Source organism: Brucella ciceri (genome assembly GCF_041930145.1).
Taxonomy (GTDB): Bacteria; Pseudomonadota; Alphaproteobacteria; order Rhizobiales; family Rhizobiaceae; genus Brucella; species Brucella intermedia.
In genome coordinates this window covers 1-17,708 of the sequence record NZ_JBHEEV010000001.1, presented here as the reverse complement: position 1 = coordinate 17,708, position 17,708 = coordinate 1, and the positions used below count along the sequence as shown (strand labels likewise).

Sequence of the window (17,708 nt, the reverse complement as noted above, 5' to 3'; positions counted from 1 at the left end):
CGTTAAGCCCTTTCGCCCTTGATCGAGACCGGGCCCAGCGGGTAGCGAACATTGTAGCGTTCGACCCATTCCTTGTAGCTGCCGCGCGCACCGGGGAAGCCGATATAGCTCCACGCCTGCATGCCGTGATTGCCGCCATACATCGGATCGGCGAAATAGCCTTCCTTGGTGTTCTGCAAAAGAAGCGTGAAGAAGTCGCGCAGTTCAGGTTGAAGGCCGACCTCCCCTTTTTGCAGCGAGGTCAGCGCCGCATCCTGCTGTTCCGCAGTCAGGGCGGAGAAAGCCGCGCCGTACTTCTGCTCGCACCATGCGTTGAATGCAGGAATGCCCTGACGGTAAATCTGCGCAGGGTTCAGCGGTGTCTGCCAGCCACGCGTCGGATCTGCGGACGGATCGTGGGGTCCGACCATGTACCAGTCATCCGCGCGACCGAAATCGCCGGCGAGCTGGAGATCGATGAATACGGGAACACGGGCTTCGATAGCGCCGGGGCCGTCGCCTTCGGACGGAATCAGTCTCGCCGTGGCTGCAAGAACGAAAGCCCATTCGACTTCATTGAAATATTGGCGTTCATATTGTTCGAGTGGAACCGGGGGAGTTTGCGGTTCCGCTTTTGCTGAGACAGTGAGCCCTGAAAGCATCACACTTGCTGCGGAGGCTTTCAGAAAACTGCGACGACTCGGATATCCGGGGAGGTCGGTCATTGTCGTTTCCTGCCGATCTGGTGGGTAAGACTTTTTGAGTGTTTCCGAGAAATTCCACGATACGCAGACGAGAAACATATACGCTGGATACACATACCTTCAGAATAGTTCAAATATCTTGTACCCTAGTTGTGCATAAACATCCCCAGGTCTCTATAAAACCGGGGCTTTAGCGCATTCGGAAAAGCCCCGCAGAACGACCGGAAATCCGCTTGCCTTGGCGGTTTTGCACCTCGTTTTCACAATCACGTGATTGCAGGCACGTGATTGCAGGATTTGCCCGCCGATATTGCCCGGCAACGCCCTTGAGCCCGCTTCCGCAGGGATAATTCGCCTCGCCCGACCGGAACCGGCCCCGGCTTTTCACGTTGAAAGCGGTGGCCGAAAGAGGTCATTATGGGCCGTCGTGGTTTGCGCACGACGGGAGTGAAACGAAGGGAGGTCAGAAAAATGAAGGCACGCACAGCGACTGTCGGTGATCTTGAAAGCGTTTTTCATGACCTTTCGAGGCGCATGGCGATCGAATATATCGCCGCCGGCAAGGATACCAAAGCCGCCTATGACAACCTGATGATGAACCTGCGGGAAGGTCGTGCACATGCCTTGCTGCAAGACGACAAGGTGGTGGCAATCATCGCGTGGCACGAAGCGGATGGCGCGACGGACACGCTTTTCGCCGCGAAGGAAGAATTCTTCAACCGCAACACCGTGCGCTTCTGCAAGCAGCATATCCGGCAGATTCAGGCGCTGGCGGGCGATCTGCCTGTCCACTCGCGAAGCTGGCTCGACCGTTCCGACATTGTGAAATGGTTCCGGATCATCGGCTATGAGGAAAAGGGCACCGAGAACGGCGCCCGGCTGTTTGAACTGCCCGCCCCCAACGACGCAATCGTCTCCGCATGATTTTCGCCACCGGAGCAATTCCGGTGGCGCCCACGGCAAAAGCAAAATCCGACTGCAAAGCGGCCGAACTTGAGAAGTCTGTTCCTTGATGAAGAAGACTTCGTAGCTCACCATCGCAGCATGGACACGAGCTATATCTATATCGCCATCGCCCTGCTTCCATTCCTGCTCTGGAGCACGATCATCGTCGTACTGTCGGAGCTGGATATCGATGCCGGTCACACGGACCGCGATAGCATGAGCGATGATCGCCCTACCGACGACCAGATGGCCGATGTCGTGACCATTCCCTACGGCCTGATCTTCCCGCTTTATTATCACACGCCGACCGCATCCCGCGAGATCGGCTGACCTCTTCCAAGCGCCTGGCACAACCCTTGTTCGCAAGCTGCTTCACGCCCGCCATACAGGGTTGCGGCAGCGTGGGCAAAGTGTTGCAGATAGATCGCAGCCGCAAGCCTGACCTCACCCTTACCCTTCGATTGCCCCCTAATAATTGTTGACTCTCTTACTCCATTTTATAGTTGAGTAGCACACTCCTATTTAATGTCACGAGACGGGGAACTCTCGCGACAGGCTTATGAACCGAGGGACCCGCATGCGCTTCAATTCCCGTCACGGTCGGCTGAACCTGGCTTTGACCTGCTCCACCCTTCTTGCTTCCACTGCGATTTCGCTGGCGCAGGACAGCGCGCAACCGCTTGTTCTGGACACGGTTACGATCCAGTCGCAGAGCAACGACACGCTCGTTCAGGACGGTTATGTCGCCAAGAGAGATCGTGAAGGCACCAAGATCGACACGGATATCGTCAGGATTCCGCAGTCCATTTCGGTCATCACCCAGCGCCAGATGGAAGACCAGAAGCCTGTTACGCTCAACGATGCGTTGAGCTATACGGCGAGCGCCAATCCAAACAATTTCGGCTTCGACACACGGTATGACGCGTTCTATCTGCGGGGTTTTCCGGCCTATTACACAGGCATGTTCCGCGATGGCCTGCGCATCATCAACGGCCCGTCTGCGTGGCTGAAAACCGAGCCATACGGCATCGAGGGCATTACCGTGCTGAAGGGTCCGGCTTCCTCCCTCTATGGCGTGAGTGGCCCCGGCGGTATCGTCAACGTCGTCACCAAGCGCCCGAAGGAAGAAGAATTCCGGGAGGTCGAGTTGCTGTTCGGCAGCCACAATCGCTATCAGGCCGCTTTCGACCTGTCCGGCCCGGCCAATGAAGACAAAACATTCCTCTATCGCATTACCGGCCTTGGCCGCATTAGCGATACCGAACTACCCGGCTATCCGGACGACAAATATTACATTGCCCCGTCATTCACCATAAAGCCGGATGAAGACACGCGCTTTACATTCCTCAGCGAGTTTTCCCGCTCGGTGACCGGGGGCACGGCTGCGTTCTACAATCCGTCCTATGGCGAGGTTTCCAACCTCTACGAAGGCGATCCGAACTATAATGATTTCGTGCAGAAACAGGGCCGCGTTGGCTACGAATTCGAGCATCGTTTCAACGATCTGCTGACCGTTCGCCAGAATGTCCGCTACAGCGATGTCGATGCCGACCTTGAATATAGCGGCCATTATCCGCAGGAAGGCACCGCCGATCTCGCCCGCTACTGGGGCCACTACAAGGAGCGCATGAAGAACTTCGTTGTCGACACGATGGCGCAGTTCGATTTTGAAACCGGAGCGCTGACCCACAAGGCAATCGCTGGCATCGACTATGCCTGGTCGGACTACAAGGCCTATAGCGGCCTGTCCTACGTGTCGATTGAAGACATTCGCGCAATGGACGTTCCGTTCAACGGCGCCCAGAAGATGAATCAGGTCGGCATCTACGCGCATGACCAGATCGAGTGGGATAACCTCACCGTGTTCGGCAGTGGCCGTTATGACTGGGTGAAGTCCACGACCACGGATGTCGACTATACCGATACCAGGCAGAACGACAGCGCGTTCTCGGGACGCGTCGGCGTGGCTTACAAGACCGAATGGGGGCTCATCCCCTACGTCAACTATTCGACCTCCTTCTCTCCCAATATCGGCTTCGTTTACGATGACGTCGCGAGCGATGACAGGCACGTCGCCAATCCGACCATCGGTCGCCAGAAGGAAATCGGCGTCAAATACGAAATTCCCGGTTATAACGCCGTCATCAGCGCTTCATTGTTCGACATCGACCAGAAGGACGGCATCGTGCTCGATGCGTCTTCGGGCATGAACAAGCAGCGCCAGCTCGATCTGAATTCGCGCGGTTTCGAGCTTGAAGCCAATGCCACGCTCGATAACGGCATCGGCATCATCGCTTCCTACACCCACTTGCGGGTCAAGATCGACAAGGGCGCGGAAGGCACCGTCGGCAACGAACTCTCCGGCACGCCGAACGATGTCCTGTCGCTCTGGGGCAACTACAAGATCGAGAACGGCGTGCTTGCCGGTCTCGGCCTCGGTTCCGGCATTCGTTACGTCAGCTCCAGCTATGGAGACGATCTGAACAGCTTCAAGAACGAATCCCGCATCATGGTCGATGCCGCCGTTTCCTATGATTTCGGTTATCAGGATCCGAAGCTTGAAGGCGTTCTGTTGCAGGTCAACGCCAAGAACATCTTCGACAATCGCGACCCGGTCTGCACGGCAGGCTATTGCTATCAGCAGGAAGGCCGCCAGATGTTCGGCAGCCTCCGCTACCGCTTCTGATGGCCCAAATGGAGCGGATGGACAAAGCACCCTCGCCGGTCGCCGTGTTTGCGACGATCGGCGGCCTCTACATCGCCCAGAGTGTCATTGGCGGCATGACGTGGACGGGTTTGCCAGCGATCATGCGCGACAATGGCGTATCGCTCGACCAGATCGGCCTCGTTTCGCTCATCATTCTGCCCTGGGCGCTCAAGTTTCTCTGGGCGCCCGCGGTAGAGCGTTTCCGGCTGCCTCCGGCGGGCAAAACCCGCACCGCCACCATTATTCTCGGCGGCGGCTTTCTGTCCGTTCTCTGCCTCCTTGTCATCGGCTTTGTCGATCCGGGACAGGTCTATCTGCTGCTTGCGATCCTGGCCGTCGTCGCCTTTGCCACGGCCACCGTGGACATCGCCTGTGACGGCTATGCCGTGCAAAGCCTGTCGCCCGAAAACTACGGTTGGGGCAATGCAGCGCAGGTCGGCGGCGCCTATCTCGGGTCGGCCATCGGCGCCGGTGCCTTTCTGATCCTCGTGGACAAAGCGGGCTGGCAGGTCGCCATCTGGACCATGGCCGCAGTCCTCGTGCTGCTGGGCCTTCCTTTCGCGGTCTTTTCGCGCGGCCGAGACAGGGTCGAGGATCGCCCTCACACCCCTTCCCTGCTGGCCGCATGGCGGCGACCGGAGATGAGACGCGGCCTTGCGGCGGCTGCGGTCTATGTGATCGCACAAAAGGCCGGACTGGCAATGCTCGGCCCGTTTCTCATCGATGCAGGGCTTGACCTCACCACAGTCGGCATTCTGAACGGAGCAGGCAGCATGTTCATCGGCCTTGCGGCGGCGCTGGCCGGTGGCTGGCTGGTTCGCGCTTTCGGCGTTCGCGGCATTCTGGTCGCGGCCCTGCTGCTGCAGGCTTTCTGCTTCCTGTTCTTTGCTCTCCATTCCTCGGACAAGAATGCAGGCGTCGTGCTCATTGCGGTTGCAGTGGCGAGTTCCTCCGGCGTTGTGGCACTTGGTTTCGTCGCGCTTTATGCGCAGTTCATGCACTGGTCGGACCCGAGACAGGCCGGGGTGGACTTCACCCTGTTCCAGTGCATGGATGCTCTCATCAGCATGGCGGGCGGCGTCGCATCGGGCTACGTGGCGCAATATTTCGGATATGGACCGTTCTTCGCAGGCGTCGGGGCCATCGCAATTCTCGCAGTGCCACTGATATGGAAACTCTGCCGCCCGCGCCTATCGCATTAGTTGCACGGGCGGCCGATTTCGCCCCGCACCTTAACCGATTTCTGACGATTAGCCGCTATCTGATGGGTGGCAGCCAATCGGGGGAAATCATGGCTTGGAAATTGATGTTTGCGAGTGCCGTCCTTGCTGTAGCTCGGACAATGCCAAGGGTCTTCGTTGCGCCCCAGGGGCCCGCCGTCGTCTCCGACAATGCAATGGAAATGGAGTTGAAGCCCGCGCCGATCAATCCCGACTGGGTGCTGGATGGCAATCCGCAGGCCCGTTCCAGCGAGCAATCGGCAAGCGCGGACGGCGCCGCCTATACCGCTATATGGGATTGCACCGCAGGCACCTTCCGCTGGTATTTCGGCTGGGACGAAACCGTCTATATCCTTGAAGGCGAAGTCCACGTCACCGATGCGGACGGCGGCACCCGCATCTTGCGGGCGGGCGACGTCGCCTATTTCCGCGGTGGCACATGGGCTACCTGGAAAATCGAAAACTATTTGCGCAAGGTCGCCTTCATGCGTCGCACCTTGCCCGCACCCGCTTCATTCATTTATCGCGCAAGCGACGCCGCAAGACGCCGTCTGGGTCGGCGCAAAGGCGGCGCTCTCAACTGATTACCGTTTTGTGATCGGCACGGGCGATGGAGCCGCGCCCGTCAGATTGACGGGCGGTCTCGGTTTTCAGTATAAATCCCCCATGGCCTTTGCCATACGTGATGGGAATGGGGTTCTCCCGAAACTGCCAGCAATTGGCTGATGACTCCTGCTTGAATTGAAACAGGAGAAGAGCGCGTCGCAGTGCCTCGTGAAGCAGGATACTTATCAAGCTTCCGGAAGCAGACGGCGAAGCCTCTATCCATTATTGAATGGACACAGAACAATGCAAGCTACCCTCGTTGTAGCGCTCGGCGGAGCGATCGGAAGCGTCGCGCGATACTGGCTGGCCCTCTTGATGCTCCCCGTAAGTCGTGAGCTTCCCTGGGGCACTATCGTCGTCAATATTATCGGTTCGTTTGCAATCTCGTTCTTCGGCGCATTGACGCTGGAACAAGGCCGCTTTCCCATCCCGGAAATCTGGCGCATCGCCTTCATGGTCGGCGTGTGCGGTGGCTTCACCACTTTCTCGTCATTCAGCTTGCAGACAATGGACCTCCTCCGGGCTGGCCAACCGGGCAAGGCATTGTTCAATATCGGTTTTTCGGTCGTGCTATGCCTCATCGCCGTATGGCTCGGACTGCTGGCCGCCGAACGCTTCAATGGCGGCATCGAACAGGTCGCACAGAATGTGATCGAAGAAGAAGCTTCTTGAGCACCGCTCCGGGCGCGAAACCTGTCGCGCCCTTCTCATTTTCGCACCCCTGAGCGAAAGTAATCTCGAGTATTAGCGCAATAAAAAAGCGTACCTCTCCAATCGAGAATCATCTTCTGGCGTGTCAAGTAATTTTATGCCAGTCTATACAATATTATATTTTAGGATTAATGAATATGGAAATTGATACATTCTCTATTCTCCAATCCCTTGCATTATTCGGGGTCGTCATAGTGATAATGTTCATGATTTTTATTGGCATGAACACCAATGGGACTTTGTAGTATATTTGAGTCCGCTTTTGCAAGGATTGCAGCTTGGTGGCACCGTGGCCTTCCACAGTTGCACAAGCTCGGCCGTCCTTGGGACCGAGAAGGAGGGAGGCTTTCAATACGGGCGTCGTAGCCCGCAACGCGCGCACCCTTGCAACCGAATACCGCTGATACTTATTGAATTCGATGAAAATGGCGGAGGGGGTGTCACTCGATCTAATATGATTATCTACTTGAAATATAAGCCTTAACAGAAGAGGCCTTTTTCAAGGATATGCACAACTATATACACAAAATATTTGCCCAAATCGGCTGCAGTTCACAGCATCATGAACCTACCACGAATGACACGAACCCGCCAGCACCGGCTTAGAAGGCGGGAAGAAAGCCTGCGAAATCAAAAAACGTTCCAACTTCAGCTCACCTTTTCTCAGCTTATTATGATTGAAAGTTGGAACCAAGCGGGCTCGATTTTCACTGGTATATACGGCGCTATACGCTACTAATTGGACACATCGAGCGAAGGGGGCTTCATTGCTGCAAAATCCACCTACTGACAACCTCTACAAATTTATTACGTTTTTGGGGGTTGCGCTGATTATTTTCAGCGCGTGGACGTACATAGAGAACACCAGGAAAATCCAAGTAGCCGTCTTAACCGCTGAATTTGAGATGCAATCATTAAGATCTCAAGCTGAAATCCTGGAGGGAGAGGTTAAAGGCGCGGACAATGAAGCCAGTATGTTGCATCGCCAACTTAAAGATCCAGCACAACGCCCCGATCCCGGTTCGGCTGAATTTGCCAGAATTGAATCACGAGTCGAGCAATTAAAAGTCACCAAAGCCGAGAGTGAGAAAACTCTCAAATCTATAAAGCAACGATTTAATGAAATCAATGAGAAAATCAGTAACGCCAATATTACAGCCAAAAGCCTAGACTCTCAAAACATTATTCTTTTAATTTCGTTCGGGTTCGGATGCATAATGGCTACTTTAGGATTTAGTTTCTGGTACTTTAAGCATCAAAGGCACCAAGATGAATTACTTAAAATAAGCACCCAAAAATCAGATGATAGCTAGCTTGCTTGTGAGTCCCGGAGGTTCTACGGATTTCCGGCCTTTTCAATGACTTGCAGAAAAGTGGGACAGAAAAGCATGCGTTAAAAACATTATGTTTTTTCATGCGCCTGCCCCACTTTGTGACCTCTACTCAGGCAACGCAATCGGGAAAGCTTAGAACTGCTAATTTACGCGGTTCCAGTTGGTCGAACGCTTGTGGACGTATGCAGAACGTGACGCGAACAAAAGCGGTTTTGCACCCAGGGCACACCCAAGAAGTCGAATTGCGATGAAGTCTCTCTTTGACCAGCTTTAGCAAACTGTCCGCTGCAATCTGCGAATTCAAAGGTATTGTGTTTGACTGTCATTCCTTGGGATAATTTTAGCGTTATGGTCGAGTTAAGAAATCGGAGCTCCCGATCAAAATTTCGGGTCTGTGCGGTTATATTGCCAATGGAGCAACCGTTCTCCCGTCAAGAAAATTCTCGCCATTCAGTAACATTATTTGCCGAAAGCAACCCCTTAATTCGTTCGAAGTACTTCGAAGAGGAGGAGCGAGCAACAAGGATGATATTTATTTGTCGCATACAAAAGTGTTTCCGGCCACCAAGGTATGAGTTGACCTCCTTCAGCCCACGAATGTTCAAAACAAAATCTGCTTGCATCAGATCATTTATGCCGAGATCTGGCCGCCGGTTCGCTTCACCAGCAAGTCAGCCCTCGCGGATAAGCGATGCAGTCGTTACGAGCGCGCAATAATTGATCGCATTACCGAGCGAAAATCGGTGAATCGGACGGTGGTGGGTCACCACACAAGAGAACCGCGTTATGCCAGATGGGGCCGCTAAGGTCGTCCAACCAGCCTTTTCTGCCAGTTCGATAATGTCGAGTACTCGGCCATCTGATTGCTGTCTGATGTTTCCGTGGACGCGGCAGGGCGTTCTTTCTGCGATCCACTCAGTGAAAGAAAACCAGAAATCTTCAAACGAATACCGAACCATGACTTATAGGGCTAACCACCACGAAACGGGCGCTGGGCTCTTTTTTGTTTAGCTTGCCAAAAATGCCGATTTATATTAGAGTTTCCTTAAATAGAGACTTCGCCGTGTCCTTATGACGATGGCAGAAACACTATATTGTTGTTATTACACAAGATCGATTATTTTACCGTACAGCTTGCATGCCGACGTGATTGAAGTGCGCCAAATAAAGCGTTCCTCATGAATGAAGGCTGGGATGATCTCTGAAATGACGGGGGACACTGGTATTGTGATCTGAACGAAGAGGCTATTGCGGTGCCGTCTGTTCGAAAACCTGTCTGCAGGTTCCATACTACGTTGGTCGCGGATGCCGCGGCGCAAGACCGGATATTGCTAGCTGCCGGAGGCATCTATCGCACAACTAATCCGAAAGACAACACCTACGGGGAAGGTCTTGCTCGCGTCGGCGATGAGAATGGCATACTGATTGAGACCGTCGATCTAATCTCCTATCTGGATAGACTCAGACTGACGCCCGCCTTAGACCGGCGTATCCCTGCTCTGGTGCGGGACAGCCTGGAAAGCGAACCCGACCTCTGTTTGGGTTGCAACATCTCCGGCCAAAACCTCGTCAATCGTCCCGCATGGCGCGCATTGTTTGACCAGATTGCGGCGCGTCCGCAACTGGCCGTGCGCTTGGCCGCCACCATGCAGGATGAGGCACGCAGTCTTGGCAGCCGCATTGCAATGGACTTTGGCGTGCGCCTTTCGTCGCTGCGTCTGATTCAGCAAATCAACTTCGAGATCATTAATATCGACCGGTCTTTCGTCCACGCTGCGGAGCGGTCCGCGACCGGTGGTGACTACTTTGCCGACATTGTCAGTTTCGCCTCAAACTACGCTCCTCTCGTTGTCGTTGAGGAGGTGGAAACGGTGAGCGATCTTGAGCGGGCGCGTGCGGGAGGTACGACGCATGTGCAGGGCCATTATTTCGTGCCGCTGTTCGATACCGTCCGCGATTAATACCGGGCGGAAAGCCAAATCTGCCGGTTTCCGTTTCGTCCGACGCGCAGCAGGAAATGATGAAACAGCCATTTTGAGGGGAAATTCTATGAGTAATTCAAATCGCAAATTTAATATTGCAGTCGCGATGCGCCGGGAACGGGGCCCCGCGTGGATAGGAGGAATGAGAATGATTACCAAAAAATTCATTCGATTTTCCTTGCCCGCTATTCTGCTTTACGGTTTCGGCGCGGTGTCGCTCGGAGTGACTTCCTCGTTGGCCCAGGTGGTTATCGACGGCGGGCAGATCGTTACAGTGCCTGGATCCCAAAATTCACCGTGGAACATTGGAACGTCACTTAGGGTCGGAGACACTGGTAGCGGCGAATTAGTCGTTGGTGCCAGTGGCGTCGTGGTGAATACACTGGGTTATATAGGTTACGGTGCTAATAGCATTGGGTCAGTGACGGTGAGCGGCGCCGGAGCGCAATGGAACAGTACTGGTATGTATGTTGGCTTTAATGGTACTGGGGTGCTGGAAATAACAGATGGCGGTATTTTGTCTAATGTAGATAGCTTTATTGGTTACGGTGCTAATAGCACTGGCACGGTGACCGTAAACGGCGCGGGATCACAATGGAATGGCACCAGTGCTATATATGTGGGCCATCAAGGTGATGGTGCGCTTAATATAACCGGGGGAGGAGTGGTCAGCAGTACGAGTAGTGCCGTAGGCAATATTACTGGTAGTACGGGTGTTGTAACGGTGACTGGTCCCGGATCGAAATGGACCAACTCAGGCGATCTCTATATTGGCCGCTTCTCGCGCGAAGGTTCGTTGGATATCGCCACTGGAGGCGTGGTGTCGAATGTCGGGGGCTTTATAGGTTACGCTGCCAATAGCGCTGGCGAGGTAACCGTAAACGGGGCGGGATCGCAATGGAACGGTGCTAGTGTTCTGTATGTAGGTTATGGTGGTGACGGCACACTAACGATTTCAGATTCGGGAACGGTCAACGCATCCGAGGTTACGATAGCCGAGTATGATATCAGCACTGGTGTATTGAACGTAGGCGCAGCCGAGGCCAGACCTGCTGTTGCCCCCGGTATTCTCTCAACCTCGAAAGTCACTTTTGGCTCAGGAACGAGTAGTCTCGTATTCAACCATACTGACATGAGTGGCAATTACGAGTTCGCTCCCGCTTTGACGGGTGGAACTGCGACAACCACCACCGTGGATGTCTACGCCGGAACCACGGTAATGGTTGGAGCTGGAAACGATTATTTTGGCCGGACAGCTGTTTATGACGGCGCTGTACTTGTTGCTGGTTCGACCAAGGTATTTAGTCCCAATTCTGATTATGATGTGCAGAGTGGTGCTATGCTCGATCTGCGTGGCAACAGCCAGACCATATTGAGCCTGGTGAACGCAGGTGTCGTCAATATGGGGACCGATACAACGCCCGGTACAGTTCTGACGGTCGCGGGCAATTATTCAGGAAATGGCGGCGCTGTTCATTTTAATACCGTCTTGGGTGATGACGCATCTGCGACAGATCTGCTTGTTGTGGCAGGCGAGACAGCGGGTTCGACGAGTGTGAAGATCACGAATGCCGGTGGCACCGGGGCGCAGACGGTGGAGGGCATCAAGATCATTGAGGTTGGCGGGGCTTCGGAAGGGAATTTTACCCTTCTTGGTAACTATGAAACATTGGACAACAGGCAGGCAATCAGGGGCGGAGCCTATGCCTACACGCTGGAGCACAATGGCATTAGCACGCCGACCGATGGAAACTGGTATCTGCGCTCGACACTCCAAGAGCCCCCTGTCGATCCGGATCAGCCCGGGGAACCTGAAGAGCCGGGTGAACCCGGCCAGCCGGAAACACCCCGTTATGATGCGGGTGCCCCCGTCTATGAAGCCTACCCGCAGGCACTTCTCGCTTTGAACGGCGTTTCCACCTTGCAGCAGCGCGTTGGCAATCGTGTTTGGGCTGACAATGGCAACAAGGTGATTGCCGAAGGGGCCGATGCCATCAGTACGCCTTACGCCCCACCGGAAGAAGCCGGCACGCATATTGAGGGCAATGGGGTCTGGGGACGCATCGAAGGCGCGCATAATCACATCGAGACCGGACGCTCGACCACCGAGGTCTTTTACGACCAGAACATCTTCAAGCTGCATGCTGGCGTCGATGGCATGCTGATGGAGAATGAAAATGGTAAGTTGATCGGCGGTATCAGCGTTCATTATGCCCATGGCCTTACTAAGACGGCTTCGATCTATGATGCCAAGACCGGTGGCGGCCGCATCAGCACGGATGGCTATGGCCTTGGTGGAACGCTGACCTGGTATGGCGAGAATGGCCTTTACATTGATGCGCAGGCACAGGCGACCTGGTATAACAGCGACCTGAGTTATGCTGGCGGTAACCAGTCTCTGATCGAAGGCAATGATGGCTTTGGCTATGCCCTGTCCATCGAAGGGGGTAAGCGCATCGCGCTTGATCCGGCTTGGTCACTTACGCCACAGGCCCAGTTGGTCTATTCCTCCGTGGACTTCGATGATTTCCACGATGCGGATAATATCACCGTTGGTCTCGACCGGGGTGAGAGCCTGCAGGGGCGACTGGGCCTTACGCTCGATCACCAGACCGCGTGGCAAAATGCCAACGGCATGCTGGACCGGGCTCATGTCTATGGGATTGCCAATCTCTATTACGAGTTTCTGGAAGGCACCCGTGTGAATATTGCTGATGTGAGCTTTGCCAACCAGAAGGATCGTCTGTGGGGCGGTATCGGACTGGGCGGCTCCTACAACTGGAACGATGACAAGTACTCCATCTACGGGGAAGCTCTCGTCAACACCAGCCTCAACAACTTCGCCGACAGCTACTCGCTCCAGGGCAATGTGGGCTTCCGCGTGAAGTGGTAGACGCAACCAGGGGAAAAAGAGAACGCGTCACCTAAATCTGTTCAGATTCCGAGTCGTAAGGGCCGCCGGAATAAGGGTTCCAGCGGTCTTTTCGTGTTAAGGCTGTCACTTCTGGTCGCTTGTGGGCCCGGACGGGGGCGATTTCTGCCGCATCTTGAGGAACGATTTCGGCCCCAATGCGGGAAGTTGGAAATGGGCACTGGTTTGCACCCGAAGCCCCTTTCAGGCTTTGCCCTATGGCGTTTGTGAGAACAAGGACGAAGTCGTAAGCCTCGTGAAATGGATGTTTGAAGAACTCCGGGGCAGCAAACAGCTGGAATTCGAGCGACCATTCATGTGGGCACTCAAGCCCCACAGCCGTAAAGCTCCATCTCGGTTTACCTGGGACGCCGCGCCTCGAAGCTGATGATCTCGTCGCCATTGTGCGGCGCTCTTCCATGCTGGTAGTTACCAGACACTACGACATCCACAAAACCCGCACGTTGGAGCGCCATCAAGAATTCTTCGACACCCCACCACCGCAACTTGAACAGATCAATCTCAGATTTCACAAGGTTTCCATCCCGCCATTGTTCATAGCGGAGATGGCTGAGTGTGGTCTGCGCGACATAGTCGGTTTCGACCCGATGATCTGTGAGCGTGAGCAGATCGCCGTCTTCCGTAGTCCAACGTCGTACCGAACCGGTCGGGCCGAGGAAACTCCCGATGGGATCGAGGTCCATGATCAATTTCGCGCCGGGAACCAGATGATCATAAAACCGCCTCAGCACAGCGGTCGCAGTTCTCATATCAGTCACCAACTGAAACGAACCAGCTGGGATGATGATAGCTGCAAAGCCTTGGCCATAGTAGAAATCTTCGAACGTCCCTCGTATCACATTCGCGGGAAGACTGCGCTTCCTGCATTCCTCTTGGCAATAACCAAGCATCTCTTCAGATGCATCGAACCCCTCCTACCGAGAACCCTGCCTCGAGCAACGGCACAAGAACACGGCCGTTGCCGACAGCAGGCTCAAGGATCGGACCATCGGATTCTCTAAGGCGTTGCTGATAATATTCCACATCGCCGAAAGAACGCCCGACAGGTTTATCCAGATTATAGACCCAGGAAGCGAGGGTTCCGTAGCGATTGTTCATACCAGCCTCTTAAAGTTGATTTGGCCGCGACACTTTCGCCAGACGCGGAATCGACTGGCCTTATAGTTAAACGGAACGTTCCGTGCCAGTATTAAGTGCTTCATACGCCCGCCTAACGGCTGGCCAGAAGATGCCCAGTGGCAGGAATCGTTAATGATTGAGGCGACGGGTAACGATTTCAAACAGGGCATCCGATATCCACATTCCGCAGGCTCCGACGACAAATGCGGCGGCATGAAGCCCCGCATTTGACCCGTCATCGGGCGGCAATGGGAAATGGACGGCATTTAAATAATGCAGAAGCGGTCCGGTCAGGTAGCCGGCCGCGAGCGCTCCGCAAATTGGCGAAGCAATCGTTTCCCGCACAGTATATCGCTTACGGGACAGTGCGCGTAGAGCACCGCCTGCAAACCCGGCAATCACGACGGATAATTTGAGGCCAAATTCGTCTAACGGTCCGTTCATTTCCAGCAGCCCCGCCGTTTTCCGTTTTCGTCGTTACCCTCGACCCGTTCCGCTGCTGGCCGGTCCACTTTGGTCAAAGCGACCAGACCAGCAGGCGAAAGGTTATTCTGTCTCCACCCCGCGCAGCTCGTTGCACTGGTCGAAGGACAGCCCGCGACGACGAAGGGCAAGAACACAAAAATCATAATCCGTAAGCCCGCGTAGTTTTTCATCGTCCTTGCCCCTTTCCTTTTCGGCTTTGACGGTTTCGCGCAATTGCTCGGAAACGGCCTGCTGACGGCCTTCACGCTTCCCAGCGAGATATCCAGCCGTCAGAAGCAGAAGCGCCGCCACGACGGCAGCCAGAGCAGTTTTTACCCATGGTGGGATAAGTCCCCAAAGCGCGCCCATCAGCCGATTTCCGCCTTAAGGTCTTTCACGGCCTTGAACAAATCCGCACGACGCTTGATGCCGTAGATCGCAAATCCGATGATGGCCGCACTGAAAAGAAGCTGGACGCGCCAGTCGAGGCCACCAAGGAACGATCCAGCCCCGCTGATTGCCGACATGATGCCAGCACCGGCCCACGTCCATACTGTCTTGCTCTTGGACGGCTTTGTTCCAAGCTCGCCCGGATCGGCCACAACGGGTTTTTCCACGGTGACGACTTCGGGAACGACGATAGCCGGCTGAACGGCGCCAACTGTATTGACCTTGTTCAAAACGGCCTCGACCTTCGCCGGGGAGACAAGCGACTTATTCAAAGCATCGCCAGCGTAGTAGCTCTGACCTCGCTTCAAATCGCGATGAGCGCCTTTTGTCGCTGCAAGCACGGGCAATGAAGCCCATTCCTGCGCTAGACGCTTGCCGAACTCCGTGCGGGTAATCTTTCCGGCCACATAGTCGTCATAGCCGCGCCGCTTCAGCAGATGGAAACCGAGCCGGTCTTGCAGGTCTTCGTCGAACTTCTGTGTGCCACGCAAACCCAGCTCACGGGAAAGGTCTTGCAGCGTGGCGCGCATGAACTGGTATCGGCCCGATGCCGAGGATTTGAACCGCTTGGTAAATGATGCTTGCGCGTCGACCAGTTCGCCAATTGTCATCTGTGTGATTGGCTTTGGCAACTTGTCCTGATTGTTGCCGTATATCACGTCATAGCCGCGAGGGGCTTCGATCCCGCCAATAAAGTCGAGCAGAAGCGCCGCTCCTGCTGGCACGGATTTATCCATGGTCTTTCCTTTCGGGCATTAAAAAACCGCCCTGAAGGCGGTGCGGATCGTCAAGTTTTCGGTGTCGGCTAGGCAGCTGAGAGAAGCTCAGCCGCCCTCTCTTCCCCGAACAGATCAGTGGCCATCTGCACGAGTAGCGGCCACAGCTCATGATCGGAGCGGAAGGTGTTCGCAGTCAGGAAAATTTGACGGGTGCGGAAAGGCTGCGTTGCCATCGCCGCGTTGACCTGTTCAGCTTCGGCATCGGTCAGGCGCTCCCACAGAGTGACGGCTGGAAGAACGGTCACAATCGGCGAAGCGGGCGGGACATATTCAACCACCTGTCCGTTTTCCCAACGCCTCGCCCCCTGATTATCGAGAAATTCAATCCACTGGTCGGTTGTGATTTCGATAGCTTCGGGAGGGACTTTACAATCAGGGTTCGGCTTCCAACCTACAACTTGGGCCTCGCCTGGTTGCTCATCGGCTTCGGCATAAACAGGCAGCAACCTCGCACCATGCACATCTTCAGAATAAAACCCACGAGGAAGGCCATCACTGTCAAACACGGCATATCTTTGCATAGCAAATTGTCCTTCACCAACCGATTGCGAACCAACGAATTGGGAGGTTCGTTTGCGCTCCCACATACCCGCCGTTCTGGATAACTCGACAGCGAGCGTCAAAACCTGTTTTGTCAGGGTTCGAAGTTGATGCCGCCATGTAAGTGTTAGTAGCCCCACCGTAGTCATAGACGTTAATCATGTTGACGTAGGCGCAGTAAATTGGAAAAGCAGTTGGAAAATAGATGCGGAAATCCGAATTAGCACTGCTGGTCGCGCCCCACATCAGGTAAACGCCGAATGAAAGCTTACAATAACCGTTGCTGGCGTAACTCCAGACATTTCCAAGGGTCGTTGCCATTGTTAATGCGTTCGGGTCATCCAGAAGCGTTCTAGCAAAAGCAGTCAGAGCCGTCAGACCCGCCCCACTTGCGCCAGTAAGGTAGGGGAGCATATCTGCTGCTGCCGTGCCCGAGAGGTTTGTCAGTGCACGGGCTGCTGCGGTGTAGTCAGCCAGAGCGGCGGAATTGGCAGCATCAAAATACGGAAGCTTGTTCGCGGCCGATGTTCCGGCCAATTTGAGCAGCACAAGCGCCGCTGCCGTGATATCCGACTGCGTGAGATTGCCGGAGCCGTCGGTGTTCAGAATTCTATTCGCCGCCAACGTCAGCGCCGCCAGCTTGCCAAGGCTGCCGTTCGGGTCTTGGACGCCAACCGCTGACTTGTCGATGGGAACATACTGCCCCGCCGCATTGCCAACGAGCAACTTGCCGTCCTGCACAGGGACGCTCGCAATATTCGACAGAACACCATTGCCGAGCAGTTCAATGAGCGTCGTCGTTTGGGCGGTCACACGCGCGCCATCCGGCAAATAACGAGCCCGATATGGCGCGTTTGTCAGGCTCGTGCCAGTCCATGGTTCGGTCAGGGTCAGCGAAGTATTGCTATCGACGCTGGCAATGATTGCCGTCAGGTTCTGGATTTGCAGCGTATCGCCGGGACGGAAAGCCGCTGTCGCGAACATTGTCCCAGTGCCGTTAACGGTCGTTGAACCATTGGCGAGCGTTATCGTCCCGGTCACATAGTCGGGCAAAACAGCCATGAGTTTACCTCCCCGCGCTGTTCACGCGGTTTCTTTCGGTTGGATTTTGATGAAGGTCAGCGCTTCCAGACGAGCGCCCGGATAGTCCCGGAGAAAGCGCTTACGATGGGAATACCGGTGCCCGCATAGCGGAGTTCGTAATTATTGTTCCCGCTGACCGCGCTCGTGTCGAT

16 protein-coding genes and 1 riboswitch are annotated in these 17,708 nt (G+C 54.9%); of the genes, 9 read left to right on the top strand and 7 right to left on the bottom strand.

Annotation, left to right across the window (positions count from 1 at the left end; genetic code table 11):
- Positions 1-2 precede the first annotated feature (2 nt).
- A complete protein-coding gene (locus tag JNC63_RS00080; RefSeq protein ID WP_374846098.1) occupies positions 3-704 on the bottom strand; it encodes a gluconate 2-dehydrogenase subunit 3 family protein in 702 nt (233 codons plus the stop codon).
- A 450-nt stretch (positions 705-1,154) separates the two neighbouring features.
- Here JNC63_RS00080 and JNC63_RS00075 point away from each other — a divergent pair, with 450 nt between their 5' ends.
- The 9 genes from JNC63_RS00075 (at position 1,155) to JNC63_RS00035 (ending at position 13,081) form a co-directional block, all read left to right on the top strand.
- Positions 1,155-1,607: a hypothetical protein gene (locus JNC63_RS00075; RefSeq protein WP_006471351.1), complete on the top strand. Its 453-nt coding sequence runs from the start codon at positions 1,155-1,157 to the stop codon at positions 1,605-1,607.
- Between the two features lie 69 nt (positions 1,608-1,676).
- On the top strand, positions 1,677-1,958 hold the full coding sequence (locus tag JNC63_RS00070) for a hypothetical protein (protein WP_245670706.1): 282 nt from the start codon (positions 1,677-1,679) through the stop codon (positions 1,956-1,958).
- Between the two features lie 247 nt (positions 1,959-2,205).
- Positions 2,206-4,314, top strand: coding sequence for a TonB-dependent siderophore receptor (locus JNC63_RS00065; RefSeq protein WP_006471353.1), 2,109 nt, complete (start codon positions 2,206-2,208; stop codon positions 4,312-4,314).
- Between the two features lie 17 nt (positions 4,315-4,331).
- The gene (locus tag JNC63_RS00060; RefSeq protein ID WP_006471354.1) at positions 4,332-5,537 is read left to right on the top strand and encodes an MFS transporter; all 1,206 of its coding nucleotides are present in this window, start codon (positions 4,332-4,334) and stop codon (positions 5,535-5,537) included.
- An 89-nt stretch (positions 5,538-5,626) separates the two neighbouring features.
- The gene (locus JNC63_RS00055; RefSeq protein ID WP_031346368.1) at positions 5,627-6,139 is read left to right on the top strand and encodes a cupin domain-containing protein; all 513 of its coding nucleotides are present in this window, start codon (positions 5,627-5,629) and stop codon (positions 6,137-6,139) included.
- Positions 6,140-6,233: 94 nt separating this feature from the next.
- Positions 6,234-6,297: riboswitch (Fluoride riboswitch) on the top strand.
- A gap of 107 nt (positions 6,298-6,404) precedes the next feature.
- Positions 6,405-6,833 carry a fluoride efflux transporter CrcB gene (crcB, locus tag JNC63_RS00050; RefSeq protein ID WP_006471356.1) on the top strand — a complete coding sequence of 143 codons (429 nt, stop codon included), beginning with the start codon at positions 6,405-6,407 and terminating at the stop codon, positions 6,831-6,833.
- An 806-nt stretch (positions 6,834-7,639) separates the two neighbouring features.
- Positions 7,640-8,185, top strand: coding sequence for a hypothetical protein (locus JNC63_RS00045; RefSeq protein ID WP_151654590.1), 546 nt, complete (start codon positions 7,640-7,642; stop codon positions 8,183-8,185).
- A gap of 1,316 nt (positions 8,186-9,501) precedes the next feature.
- Positions 9,502-10,167 carry an EAL domain-containing protein gene (locus JNC63_RS00040; RefSeq protein WP_374846097.1) on the top strand — a complete coding sequence of 222 codons (666 nt, stop codon included), beginning with the start codon at positions 9,502-9,504 and terminating at the stop codon, positions 10,165-10,167.
- 88 nt (positions 10,168-10,255) lie between these two features.
- Positions 10,256-13,081, top strand: coding sequence for an autotransporter family protein (locus JNC63_RS00035; RefSeq protein WP_374846096.1), 2,826 nt, complete (start codon positions 10,256-10,258; stop codon positions 13,079-13,081).
- A 377-nt stretch (positions 13,082-13,458) separates the two neighbouring features.
- On the opposite strand, the gene JNC63_RS00030 is transcribed toward JNC63_RS00035, so the two are convergent.
- The 6 genes from JNC63_RS00030 to JNC63_RS00005 form a co-directional block, all read right to left on the bottom strand.
- Positions 13,459-13,869 (bottom strand): hypothetical protein, encoded by a 411-nt coding sequence (locus JNC63_RS00030; protein ID WP_374846095.1) that lies wholly within the window; start codon positions 13,867-13,869, stop codon positions 13,459-13,461.
- A gap of 145 nt (positions 13,870-14,014) precedes the next feature.
- The gene (locus JNC63_RS00025) at positions 14,015-14,218 is read right to left on the bottom strand and encodes a hypothetical protein (RefSeq protein ID WP_374846094.1); all 204 of its coding nucleotides are present in this window, start codon (positions 14,216-14,218) and stop codon (positions 14,015-14,017) included.
- Between the two features lie 567 nt (positions 14,219-14,785).
- Positions 14,786-15,073 carry a hypothetical protein gene (locus JNC63_RS00020; RefSeq protein ID WP_374846093.1) on the bottom strand — a complete coding sequence of 96 codons (288 nt, stop codon included), beginning with the start codon at positions 15,071-15,073 and terminating at the stop codon, positions 14,786-14,788.
- Positions 15,073-15,891: a lysozyme family protein gene (locus JNC63_RS00015; protein ID WP_374846092.1), complete on the bottom strand. Its 819-nt coding sequence runs from the start codon at positions 15,889-15,891 to the stop codon at positions 15,073-15,075. The genes JNC63_RS00020 and JNC63_RS00015 overlap by 1 nt, the downstream gene beginning before the upstream one ends.
- A 68-nt stretch (positions 15,892-15,959) precedes the next feature.
- Positions 15,960-16,454: a hypothetical protein gene (locus tag JNC63_RS00010; RefSeq protein WP_318264580.1), complete on the bottom strand. Its 495-nt coding sequence runs from the start codon at positions 16,452-16,454 to the stop codon at positions 15,960-15,962.
- Positions 16,455-16,467: 13 nt separating this feature from the next.
- Positions 16,468-17,535 (bottom strand): gp53-like domain-containing protein, encoded by a 1,068-nt coding sequence (locus tag JNC63_RS00005; protein WP_374846091.1) that lies wholly within the window; start codon positions 17,533-17,535, stop codon positions 16,468-16,470.
- Positions 17,536-17,708 lie beyond the last annotated feature (173 nt).

Bases quoted from the DNA above. Each gene is read 5' to 3' on its own strand.
- JNC63_RS00080 (WP_374846098.1), bottom strand. From the start codon at position 704: ATGACCGACCTCCCCGGATATCCGAGTCGTCGCAGTTTTCTGAAAGCC.
- JNC63_RS00075 (WP_006471351.1), top strand. From the start codon at position 1,155: ATGAAGGCACGCACAGCGACTGTCGGTGATCTTGAAAGCGTTTTTCAT.
- JNC63_RS00065 (WP_006471353.1), top strand. From the start codon at position 2,206: ATGCGCTTCAATTCCCGTCACGGTCGGCTGAACCTGGCTTTGACCTGC.
- JNC63_RS00060 (WP_006471354.1), top strand. From the start codon at position 4,332: ATGGACAAAGCACCCTCGCCGGTCGCCGTGTTTGCGACGATCGGCGGC.
- JNC63_RS00055 (WP_031346368.1), top strand. From the start codon at position 5,627: ATGGCTTGGAAATTGATGTTTGCGAGTGCCGTCCTTGCTGTAGCTCGG.
- crcB (WP_006471356.1), top strand. From the start codon at position 6,405: ATGCAAGCTACCCTCGTTGTAGCGCTCGGCGGAGCGATCGGAAGCGTC.
- JNC63_RS00035 (WP_374846096.1), top strand. From the start codon at position 10,256: ATGAGTAATTCAAATCGCAAATTTAATATTGCAGTCGCGATGCGCCGG.
- JNC63_RS00030 (WP_374846095.1), bottom strand. From the start codon at position 13,869: ATGAGAACTGCGACCGCTGTGCTGAGGCGGTTTTATGATCATCTGGTT.
- JNC63_RS00025 (WP_374846094.1), bottom strand. From the start codon at position 14,218: ATGAACAATCGCTACGGAACCCTCGCTTCCTGGGTCTATAATCTGGAT.
- JNC63_RS00020 (WP_374846093.1), bottom strand. From the start codon at position 15,073: ATGGGCGCGCTTTGGGGACTTATCCCACCATGGGTAAAAACTGCTCTG.
- JNC63_RS00015 (WP_374846092.1), bottom strand. From the start codon at position 15,891: ATGGATAAATCCGTGCCAGCAGGAGCGGCGCTTCTGCTCGACTTTATT.
- JNC63_RS00010 (WP_318264580.1), bottom strand. From the start codon at position 16,454: ATGCAAAGATATGCCGTGTTTGACAGTGATGGCCTTCCTCGTGGGTTT.
- JNC63_RS00005 (WP_374846091.1), bottom strand. From the start codon at position 17,535: ATGGCTGTTTTGCCCGACTATGTGACCGGGACGATAACGCTCGCCAAT.